Source organism: Chroococcidiopsis sp. CCNUC1, from assembly GCF_023546805.1.
Lineage (GTDB): Bacteria > Cyanobacteriota > Cyanobacteriia > Cyanobacteriales > Chroococcidiopsidaceae > Chroococcidiopsis > Chroococcidiopsis thermalis.
Window position 1 is genome coordinate 5,026,358 of record NZ_CP097480.1, and the last position, 11,088, is coordinate 5,037,445.

Consider the following 11,088-nt stretch of genomic DNA (forward strand, 5'->3'; position numbering starts at 1 on the left):
TTCACCTACAATTCCATTTTTTGCTGATAACGTCTAGCGGCAGCTCGTAGTTTATTGCTTGGCTCTGGGGGATTAAGCAGTGCTTCAACAAAAACTGCTCGATCGCGCGCGCTTAAAATCATCAGCTCCTGTTCCTGAATCGCCTGTTTTGCTGCCTCAGCTACACTGCTAATCACAAAATCTGTCAGCGAACGTCCTTGGAGATCGGCAGCTCGCTGAAACAACTCTTTTTGCTCTTTAGTAACGCGAGCCTCTAACCGTTCACCCTTAGCACGTTCTCTTGTAGGCTTACGGCTTTTATTTGCCGTGTTATGCATAATAATTGTGTCCGAATACTGTCCAAATACGTCCAAATATGTCTAATTATGTTCAACTATACTGAGTATTGTACGGCAATTGATCGTACCTGTCAAAAAATGAGTTCGTTCCCTATCCAAGTCAATAAACTTTAGTTGTCGGTTATCAGTTATCAGTGACCAGTTATCAGTCAACCAACTAACAACTGACAACCAATCCCACGTAGAATTACGCGATCGATTTAGTATATTGTTCTACTAAGAGATCGCAAGTTTGGGGCGATCGCTTCTCTTGAATGCAAGACCGATTGGTGTTTGTATAACAGGTAAGAGGTCGTATTTCTACACTGATAACCGCTCGCAGAGAACTGATAACTGATAACTGACAATGCAATCTTCTGCTACACTGACGCTTTGCGAATCTTCCGAGCCAGCGGGAGCGCGAGAACAACCGCGTTATTTTCTCTCTCCCGATGAAGAAATTGTCATTGGGCGATCGCCTGATTGTCAAATTGCTCTCGATCCTAAGCGTTACACGACAGTTTCGCGCTATCACGCCAAGTTACGCTGGCAAAAAAGTTCCGAGCCTGTTTGGGAAGTTTGTAACCTCAGCTCGACCAACGGCACGTATATTAACGGTAAGCAAATTGGCGAAGAATGGCGGAGGTTACAATCGGGCGATCGCATTACCCTTAGTTGGGAAGGTGCAGAGTTTCTGTTTGAATGCCAAGCTTTGCCTGCTACTGTACTCGTTAAAGCTCCGACGAGCGCCCAAAAACCGATAACGGAAGCTCATGCAAATGTAGTTGTCCCTGTAGCAGAATCAGCAGTTGAGCCTGAACCAATCGTTGCTACACCAGAACCACCGCAACCTGAAGTAGTAGAATCACCCGCTCCTGAAATCGAGCCAGCCAAGCCAGCACCACAGACTGATGCGGTGGAACAACCTGCGGCGATCGCCCAACCAGAAGCAGCAGCGATCGCTCCAATCCCCGAACCTATATCTGCTGTCATTTCTGCAAGTCCTGCGATTCCAGCACTACCCGACACTGGTAAAAGCTTATGGGAGCTTGGTTTAAATCCAACAATTCTGACATTAACCGGACATTCAGATTTGGTACGTACAGTTGCGTTTAGTCCTGACGGTCAAGTTCTTGCTAGCGGTAGCGCTGATAAAACCATCAAATTGTGGCAACTCAATACTGGGCAAGTTGTCAATACCTTTAACGGACATAAATCGGCGATTAATGCCGTTGCGTTTAGTCCTGACAGTCAAGTTCTTGCCAGTGGTAGCGCCGATAAGACAATCAAACTCTGGAACCTCAGCACGGCTGAAGAAATCTCTACTTTTATCGGTCATAGTTCGGCTGTAAATAGCGTTGCGTTTAGCTCTGATTGTCAGATGCTAGTGAGTGGCAGCGCGGATAAAACCGTGAGACTATGGGATCTCGGCACGGGTGCAGAAATCCACAAACTGGAAGGATACAAATTAGGGGTGAATGCGGTGGCTATTAGCCCTGACGGTCAAATTATCGCTAGTGGCGGTGCAGATAAGATTATTAAACTGTGGCATATCGATACGGGTGAAGAATCTGCTTTGCCAGCTTTGCGGGCTGCGGTAAACGCGATCGCCTTTAGTCCTGATGGTAAACTACTAGCGATCGCGACTGAAGATAAATTACTCAAAGTCTGGGATCTAAGTGCAGCAGAGGAAGTGTATGCTATCTGCGGCTATGCATGGCAAGTTGGGGCGATCGCGATTAGTCCGAACGGGCAATTCCTCGCTAGTGGCGATCGCGACAAGGCGATCGCGCTGTGGCAGTTATAGCAATTCTCGATTGCGTACGCGATCTTTGTAGGGGCTCTTTCTCTGTGCGCCCCTACTACTTTATAGTAATTGTACTGCGTAATTAGAACAGTAAATATTTTTAGCAAAGCTTATGATTTCATAATTCATAAATCTGTCATAGTTAGGTTTTAGAATTACTTGTCTGATTGCGGATTATCTTACTAACCAATTTTTTAACAAAAAGTAAATAAAAAACAGATAATATCCGAAATCATCTACTTTTCAATTGAATGCATCTTTAACTCGCAAAATATCACATCAATGCTAGGTCAATTATTAGATGGGCGTTATCGAGTCCTGAAAGTCTTGGGTGCAGGTGGATTTAGCCAAACTTACATCGCTGAAGATACCCGTCGTCCTGGTAATCCTTGCTGTGTAGTCAAACATTTGAAGCCAGCAAATAGCAATACCAACTTTTTAATAGCAGCTAGACGATTATTTGATAAAGAAGCCAAAATTTTAGAAAAGCTAGGAATTCACGACCAAATTCCCAGATTACTAGCCTATTTCGAGCAAGACCAAGAATTTTATTTGGTGCAAGAGTTAATCGAAGGACATTTGCTAAGTGCAGAATTGTTCGGTGGTCGTCGTTGGCACGAAGATCGAGTAATCCAAATGCTCTTAGACGTGTTAGGGATTCTTAACTTCGTGCATCAGCAGGGAGCAATCCATCGCGATGTCAAACCAAATAACATAATTCGTCGCCAACAAGATAATAAATTAGTCCTCGTAGATTTTGGTATTGTTAAAGAGATTAACGTCCAACTGCTGACAGCTCAAAGCCAAGTTAGCGCCTCGATCGCCGTGGGTACTGTTGGATATATGCCACCGGAACAAGCGCGAGGTAGACCGCAATTCAATAGCGATATCTACGCGCTGGGAGTCATTGCGATTCAGGCACTCACCGGACTCACGACGCAAGATTTAAGAGAAAATTTTCAGGGAGAAATTGACTGGCAAGGTCAGGCACAAGTTAGCGATCGCCTCGCAGCAACGATCGACAAAATGGTACGCTACGACTTTAGAGAGCGCTATCAGTCAGCAGCTGAAGTTATAGAGGCATTGCGATCGCCATCTTCAATCAACGCTGGTTATGCCACGACAGAGTTAGACCAACGCCCCAAATACTCGCAGACGCAACAAGCAAGTCAATACGCCGTCTTACCAGCGACAGCTCCCAGCAGTCAGTTTTCGGCTCCGTCAATTCCTCAGACTCCAGTTAACTTCACTCAGCCAGCGACGAACCAAAACATCACGACAAATTCACCCAGCACTCAACCTAGCAAGCGATCGGGTGGTTTAGCTAATTTTGCGGCTAAACTCAAATCTCCTTTGGGAATGACTATGGGTGCTGCTGCTGTCGTTAGTGTCGCGGCTGCTTTCGGACTGGTCGTGATGAATAAAGAAAGCATCAAATCTGGCTTAGCACAAGTTGAAGTGTTGAAAAAAACAAAACAATACGAAGAATGCATCAAGCATGGCGCAACTATTAACATTCCTAGCAGCAATACCATAGAAGATAAACAAGCACAAACAAATTTAACGAAATCGGTTAATGAGTGTCGCATCGCTCAAGCTAAAGCTTTAGCAGAGGAATTCAAAATTGCTGAGGCGCTAGCAGTCGTGTCTACAGTGCCAGCGGAGCAACCTTTGTTTGAAGAAGCTCAACTACTCACTAGTCAGTGGTCTAAGAGAATTTTTCAAGAAGCGAAAGACGCTTATGAAAGAGATGGTGATTTTGAAAAAGCTGTTTTATTAACCAGAGCAATTCCTCCAAAAAGCTCTATTTTTAAAGACGTAAGACAAACAGTCGCTACTTGGGAAAGAGAATCAAAAACGAATCAAGACTACTTAAAACTAGCAGAACAAGCCCTCAGCCAAAGTCGATGGCAGGATGCAGTTAACACAGCTAAAAAAATTCCATCCAGCACGCTATTTTGGAATACAAAACGTAATGAAATTGTCGAGCAAGCTAATTCTCGACTGGCGCAAAAACCAAATCCACCAACTCCATCTCCCGCTGCTGCTAAACCAGCTCAAGTCCTGCCTCAACAGCCACAGCCAGTTATCAAAGCTGTAAATTCTCCCATACAGCAGAAGATTCCGGGATCTAGTAAAGCTGCTAAATCGACTCCTGAAGCATCAATCCCAGAGTTAAAACAAACTTCTACATTTGTCGAGCCACCAACTTCAGATCCATGTCCCAACGGCGATCCAGCATTTGGATGCGTGGATGAAAATAGTAGCGCCGCCGAAGCAGTACCTGACAGTCCGATCGAGCAAGAACCAAATGGTAACAGCACCGAGGATAATAATCCAGGTTGGTAGTGTGTTTATTTAATAGTGGCTAGTGGCTAGTGGCTAGTGCCTAGTAGCGGTATTCTTCATCTAGTCACCAGTCACTAGTCACCAGTCACTAGATTCTTCATCTAGTCACCAGTCACTAGTCACCAGTCACTAGATTCTTCATCTAGTCACCAGTCACCAGTCACTAGATTCTTCATCTAGTCACCGAGCGCCGATAACTGATAACTGATAACTGACAACTGACAACTTATGTCACCCAAATATGAAAAGCTACAAGCACGAATTCAGGAAATTCAAAAATTTGTCAGCACTAACTTTGAGCGAGATCGAAAATTTAGAACGGTTTTTCAAGAATTAGAAAAAATTGCCGCTTGTCTCAAAACAGAAAAAATAAAATTACAAATTGTCAGCAATAACTCGATCGCGCTGCGATCGCTTCAAATTTATTTCGAGCGGCATAGATTATCGCAATTTTATCAGGTTGGAGTCAGCGCTTTACCAAAGCAGGTCGAACCCGTGCGATCGGCAGGAAGTGCCATACTAGTATTATCAACATCTAGCAGCGAAAAAATATACCCGCTTTCTACTACTGAAACAACTAGTATCGGACGTAATCCTGATAGCAAAATAGCAATCGATTCAAGTTTGTACAAAAAAGTTTCTTGGAATCACGCTCAAATTAGTCCTTGTGGAAATTTAGCTTGGGAAATTTGCGATCGCAACAGCACTAATGGGACTTATATTAATGGAGTTCGATTACAAGGATGCCAAAAATTACAGACAGGCGATCGCATTACTCTCGCCGCATCAGCAAGTTTGGCTTATCCAGAATTTGTGTTTGAGTACAGTTTAACGACTGAATATCCAGAATCTTTAGTAGAAATGCTCGATTGCGATATTCTTTGTTTGGTGTGCGATCTCGCCACACTTACAAACGCTTGGCAGGGATTAATAACGATCGCTAATGCAGCACCGATCGCTAAGTGCGTTGTTATTGGTAGTATTCCCAGTTTAACTCAAGTTGAAACCTGGCTGCGCAGTCAAGATCTAAGTGATGTTTTTGAATTAGTAGTTCTATCTCTCAGTTCGTTCTCTCTCCAAACTCAAACCTCAGAAATTAATTCAGTAGCGCAACAAGAACTAGAAAAATTTTGTCAATCTTTAGAAACATTTATTAAAGGTAAGCCAGAAGATATTTTAGCTCAACGATTGACTGCACGAGTGATAAAAGAACTTAGCGTCATCGAGCAAGTTCTCGATCGCGAAGCTGAGGCGATCGCTCAACAACTTCAGCAAGAAGAAGCGCGAATTCAAGGTTTAGCAACTGACGATGTAAAAGAGCAGGCGAAGAAAGCTTTACGAAAAGCTAGCGATGACAAGGATAAGTTTTTTAAGCAAGTTAAGCTCGAACTCAATCAATCGAAAGCTGCTTTATTAGATATGTATAGTAAAAAAAGTATTACGTACAAAGTTGAAGAGTTTATCGAGCGACTAAAACCACAAGTTTTGAAAAAAGGTGGATTTCAATATATTCAACTAAGAGCAGAAAATCCAGTCACTGCGAATGGTAACGTCAACGCCGATCTGACATATTTTTGCAGCCATGAGTTGAAAAAGTGGGCAGATAAAGAATGGCAATTAGTGACTACGACTTATGGTGAAGGTGGATTAAATACAATAGTTGAAACCACATACAAAACACTCAACTTTTTACCATCGATAAACCTAGACAAATCCCTTTTTTATTCTGACCGACGCATAGACCTTCAAAAAAGCTTAATGAATTCTTTTATTGAAGCTCCTTATGAAGGTCGCTATCAGGGGGTTTCTCCATTAACATACGTCCTGAAACAAATCCGAGCCAACATGATGCAATTTACTTTTCTAGTTGGCTTTGGTGCTATGTTTATTGGGATAAGAGTCAGTGGTGGTGGCAAGCAAGTTATTTCCAGTATTACCCAACCTCTAAGAGAAAATCCTATTCTGTTTGGTATTGTGATATTTTTATTAATTTGTTTGCTGACCTACACTTATCAGAAAGATACCACGCTTCAGCTAGAGGCGATCGCCGATAAGTTAAGAAAAGAACTATCCAATCACTATCAGTCTTTGAGTAAAAATTTAGTCGAGAAATTAGTTTTGGAAATTGCGACAGTTTTAGAGACGGAAGAGAAGCGATTGAAAGATGCTCTAGAAATTGCTAACGATCAATTTACTACTTATATTATCGATATTGAAAAGAATCAGTTGTTACTGAAAAGTAATTTAGAACAGCAAAAAATCCAACTTAGAAATTTGGACAAAGAAAAAGCCGATCTGCAAAAGCTAAAAAGATTTTAGTCTGAATTTTCACAGGAGATACTCGCTCGATTCCCTAACTGAATTGAAAAGAGGGCTTTAATTCCCCCTGTTTAAGGGTGTAGGGGCGCACAGCTGTGCGCCCTAACAGCCGTGCGCCTCTACAAACATCACGCACGCAATCGAGAATTGCGATAAATTTGTAGCAAAGCGATCGCCTAACTCTGAAAATAAGTCTTAGGATAGTTGGAACTGTTCTTAAAATCTCTCAAATATAGCTTAGCAACAGTTCAACACCATAGATAAAAACAAAAGTTGATTGCTATGCCCAGAAAAAAAAGGCTTTTGTTTGCACTTTTATTGAGTACGGCATTATTTGTTAGTCTCTGCTTTGGCTGGGTAAATGAACTAGTCGCCCAACAGCCATATGCAGGCAAAAAACTGGTAATGGTAACATCAGCGGACTATCCACCTTACGAATTTCGCGATACGGCAAAAGGTAAAGGCGAAATCATCGGCTTTGACGTTGATATTGCAAAATACATCGCTAAAGAGTTAGGCTTTGAGCTAGAAATTCGCGATACTGACTTTAGCGGTATTATTCCGGCTCTGCAATCTCGACGAGCTGATTTTGCGATGGCGGGAATGACACCTACCCCCGAACGCAGAAAAAATGTCGATTTTTCTGACATTTATTACGAAGCTAAAAATACAATTATTGCCCAGAAAGGTAGTAACCTAACTAAATCAACAGACTTAGCAGGCAAAAAAGTCGGCGTTCAACTCGGTTCTCTGCAAGAGAAAGCCGCGAAAAAATTTAAAGGAGTAAACTTAGTTCCTTTAAACAGAATTGGTGAAATTATCCAAGAAGTTAAATCTGGTAGAATTCAAGCAGCAATTATTGAAGATACAATTGCCAAAGGTTTTGTTGCTAACAATCCAGATTTAGAATTTCATACTCTTGCTAATACAGAAGAAGCTGGATCTGCGATCGCTTTTCCCAAAGGCTCAAATTTAGTTGGCGATTTTAACCGCGTCCTTAAACAATTACAGGACAGCGGTGAAATGAAAAATCTGATTAATAAATGGTTTGGGAATAACGAACAACCAGCTACCAACGCAGCAACATCGGGTTCGGGTAATATTTCTGCCAGTATTCCTTTCATTATTGAAGGCGTAGGAACTACACTACTTTTTAGTGCCTTGTCTGTCTTTTTCGGCTTCATTTGGGGAACAATTCTTTCACTGTTAAAAATTTCTACATTTAAGCCGTTGGTGTGGCTTGCTAATGCCTATACCTCTATATTTCGCGGTACGCCATTACTACTACAAATTGCTTTAGTCTACTATGCTACACCACAACTCACGGGCTTTGATATTCCCGCTTTATTAGCAGGGGTCATCACCTTCACCCTCAACTCAGGAGCGTACATTTCTGAGACAATTCGCGGGGCATTTTGGCAGTCGATAAGGGACAAAGGGAAGCAGCTTTGTCATTAGGAATTGCCTACCAGCCGATGATGTTAGATATTATTTTGCCTCAAGCAATCAAAAATATTTTACCAGCTTTGGTGAATGAAAGTATTACTTTACTTAAGGATTCGGCATTAGTTTCTACAATAGGCGTAGCCGATCTTTTGCGTCGCGCTCAAATCGTTGGAGCAGAAAAATATATCTATTTTGAACCGCTGCTGTTTGCGGGTTTAATTTACTACTTATTAGTCATGAGTTTGACTTGGGGGGGATATGTACTTGAAAGAAGATTACAGCGTAGCACTTGAGCAAGATGTTGCTGTTCATGTTGAAAATTTAGAGAAATCTTTTGGCAATCTCAAAGTTTTGCAAGGGATTTCGACCCAAATTAGAAAAGGCGAAGTCGTTGCGGTTATTGGACCTTCTGGTTCGGGAAAATCTACATTCTTGCGATGTATAAACTTACTAGAAGTACCAACAGCGGGTAAAATTTATATTAATGGTACTGATATTACTTCTCGCCATACTGATATTATGAAAATTCGTCAAAATGTCGGTATGGTATTTCAGCATTTCAATTTATTTCCGCACATGACAGTATTAGATAATGTCACCTATGCTCCGATTAAGGTGAAGCAAGTCCCAAAAAATACTGCCCGTGAAGCAGGAATGGAACTGCTAGAAAAAGTTGGTTTAGCAGAAAAAGCTAAGGTATATCCATCAAAATTATCTGGAGGACAAAAGCAACGAGTGGCAATCGCTCGTGCTTTGGCTATGAAACCAGAAGTTATGTTGTTTGATGAGCCAACTTCAGCCCTCGATCCAGAAATGGTTAAGGAGGTGTTGGAAGTTATGAAAGATCTTGCTAGAACTAAGATTACAATGGCGATCGTCACTCATGAAATGGGATTTGCGCGAGAAGTTGCCGATCGCATTTTGTTTTTAGATGGAGGACGGTTAGCGGAGGATGCATCGCCTCAGCAGTTTTTTACTCATCCTCAGTGCGATCGCGCTAAGCAATTTTTGGAGAAGATATTGTAGTTGAGGAGATTTAGTTTTTTATCCTCTCTATATAGCTGGGTGGAGGATATTTTTTTCTTTGTTTCGCGCAGAGATGCAAAGACGCAAAGAAGGACACAAAGAGTATTTAAGCTGTGTTTGTGAAACATTATAATATATACTCAGATAAAAAGTTCTGTCAAAATAGTTGATTTAATGAAAATATCAACGTTAATCTTAGCTGCGCTTGGATTAGGAATTGCTTTTGGAATCTTGTTAATTTATGGCTTTCCAGAGGCGATCGCGTTTCTCGACTACTACCTTCTTTCCCCTCTTGGTGAGGCTTTCTTACGTCTGATTCAATTTGTAGTTGTGCCGATTGTTTTTTCTTCGCTGATTCTTGGCTTAACTCGGATTCAAAATGCAACTCAAGTCGGTAGATACACGCTAAAGTTAATTTCTAGTTATGTAGTTACTAGTGCGATCGCAGTTGGTTTAGGTATCACTCTGGCTATTATTTTAAAACCAGGAGTAGGAGTTACTGGCTTTCAGCTCGCGGAAGTTACGCAAATGACTCAAAAGCAATCTTTGATTGATTGGTTGGTGAGTCTAATTCCGGTTAATCCTTTAGAAGCATTAAGCACGGGAAATTTGCTTCAGACGATTTTTTCTGCTGCTTTAATTGGTGTTGCCATTCAATTAGTCGGAGATAGAGCAACAAACTTTGTTAGCTTAATAGAAAGTGTTTATTTTATTTTTGAGAAGATCTTATCGTTGATTTTATATACAGCTCCAATTGGAGTTTTTGCTTTAATTAGTTCGGCGATCGCCACTCAGGGATTAGAATTAATTGTTAAACTTTTTGTCTATGTTATCGGTTTATGTATTGGCTCGATAATTATGATTGGTTTTTATGCTCTTGTTCTATTCATTCTTAAAGCCAAGCCGATACACTTTTTTCAATGTTTTTTCCCAACTTTATCTTTAGCATTTGGTACGGCAAGCTCGAATGCAGCGCTACCAATTGCCTTACAGAATGCCCAAGAAAACTATGGAATGCGCGAAGATATTGCTAGTTTTGCTATTCCTTTGGGTACGGCTTTAAAACGCGACGGTTCGGCAATTTTACAAGGGTTTAACGCTCTATTTATCGCCCAACTCTATCAGATTCCGCTGACTCCATCACTAATGCTAGCGATCGCTCTCAGTACTTTTCTGGTTTCATTTAGTACCGCAGGCGTACCAGGCGCAGGAATTATTATGATGACAACTGTACTCTCAGCCGCCGGACTGCCCGTAGAGGGAGTAGCCCTTGTTGCAGGTGTCGATCGCCTCACTGATGGCTTGAAAACTGTTTTAAATGTCGTCAGTAATACGGTTAACGCTGTCATCTTAAGCCATTGGGAAAGCTCCTCTGTGGAACCCACTACCGAACATTGATATTACAGCGATCTCCAACAGCGTCTTGAGACATCAGCACTAATTTTATATTATTAGTACATTTGTTCGCTACTTGACCTTGCAATGTACCTCACTTGTGTCAGAATAATAGACTACAAGAATATATCGTATGCTTAACATACCTGACCAGATACGTAGAATGCTTACCCTATAAGAGGTGTAAATTTTGCCTTGAAAGGAAAAGCGCGATCGCCCCAAAGTTATTTGCCAATTGTGTAGTATGTGTATTACACTGCGATCTAGCAATTCGTCCATTCACAAACTCTTGTATCCGGAACTGTCGCGAGCGATCGCTCATCCGAGTTTATACTCAAGTTGTTTTATCTGCTCCCTGCTTTCTGTTTTCTGTTTTCTGATTCATAACCAAATCATCTTGCTTTTGTAGGCTTTGCCTCCTTGCCTGAA

Annotated in this window: 6 protein-coding genes and 1 pseudogene; 6 read left to right on the forward strand and 1 reads right to left on the reverse strand. The window is 41.6% G+C overall.

Annotated features, from left to right (window positions below; all coding sequences use genetic code 11):
• Positions 1-5: 5 nt before the first annotated feature.
• The gene (locus M5J74_RS23220; RefSeq protein ID WP_015156376.1) at positions 6-317 is read right to left on the reverse strand and encodes a DUF1778 domain-containing protein; all 312 of its coding nucleotides are present in this window, start codon (positions 315-317) and stop codon (positions 6-8) included.
• Between the two features lie 367 nt (positions 318-684).
• Between M5J74_RS23220 and M5J74_RS23225 the strand changes: the two genes are divergently transcribed.
• The 6 genes and pseudogenes from M5J74_RS23225 to M5J74_RS23255 all read left to right on the forward strand — a co-directional run bounded on the left by M5J74_RS23225 (position 685) and on the right by M5J74_RS23255 (position 10,662).
• Entirely contained in the window at positions 685-2,124 is a 1,440-nt protein-coding gene (locus M5J74_RS23225) for an FHA domain-containing protein (RefSeq protein ID WP_250013395.1), read from the forward strand.
• A gap of 282 nt (positions 2,125-2,406) precedes the next feature.
• The gene (locus M5J74_RS23230) at positions 2,407-4,473 is read left to right on the forward strand and encodes a serine/threonine-protein kinase (protein WP_250013397.1); all 2,067 of its coding nucleotides are present in this window, start codon (positions 2,407-2,409) and stop codon (positions 4,471-4,473) included.
• 228 nt (positions 4,474-4,701) lie between these two features.
• Entirely contained in the window at positions 4,702-6,792 is a 2,091-nt protein-coding gene (locus M5J74_RS23235) for an FHA domain-containing protein (RefSeq protein ID WP_250013406.1), read from the forward strand.
• Positions 6,793-7,074: 282 nt separating this feature from the next.
• Positions 7,075-8,531, forward strand: a pseudogene (locus M5J74_RS23240) (ABC transporter substrate-binding protein/permease).
• Complete coding sequence (locus M5J74_RS23250; RefSeq protein WP_250013412.1) at positions 8,497-9,264, forward strand: amino acid ABC transporter ATP-binding protein; 768 nt, start codon at positions 8,497-8,499, stop codon at positions 9,262-9,264. Before M5J74_RS23240 ends, M5J74_RS23250 begins: the two are co-directional and overlap by 35 nt.
• Positions 9,265-9,438: 174 nt before the next feature.
• Positions 9,439-10,662 (forward strand): dicarboxylate/amino acid:cation symporter, encoded by a 1,224-nt coding sequence (locus M5J74_RS23255; RefSeq protein WP_250013413.1) that lies wholly within the window; start codon positions 9,439-9,441, stop codon positions 10,660-10,662.
• Positions 10,663-11,088 lie beyond the last annotated feature (426 nt).

Bases quoted from the DNA above. Each gene is read 5' to 3' on its own strand.
- M5J74_RS23220 (WP_015156376.1), bottom strand. From the start codon at position 317: ATGCATAACACGGCAAATAAAAGCCGTAAGCCTACAAGAGAACGTGCT.
- M5J74_RS23225 (WP_250013395.1), top strand. From the start codon at position 685: ATGCAATCTTCTGCTACACTGACGCTTTGCGAATCTTCCGAGCCAGCG.
- M5J74_RS23230 (WP_250013397.1), top strand. From the start codon at position 2,407: ATGCTAGGTCAATTATTAGATGGGCGTTATCGAGTCCTGAAAGTCTTG.
- M5J74_RS23235 (WP_250013406.1), top strand. From the start codon at position 4,702: ATGTCACCCAAATATGAAAAGCTACAAGCACGAATTCAGGAAATTCAA.
- M5J74_RS23250 (WP_250013412.1), top strand. From the start codon at position 8,497: ATGTACTTGAAAGAAGATTACAGCGTAGCACTTGAGCAAGATGTTGCT.
- M5J74_RS23255 (WP_250013413.1), top strand. From the start codon at position 9,439: ATGAAAATATCAACGTTAATCTTAGCTGCGCTTGGATTAGGAATTGCT.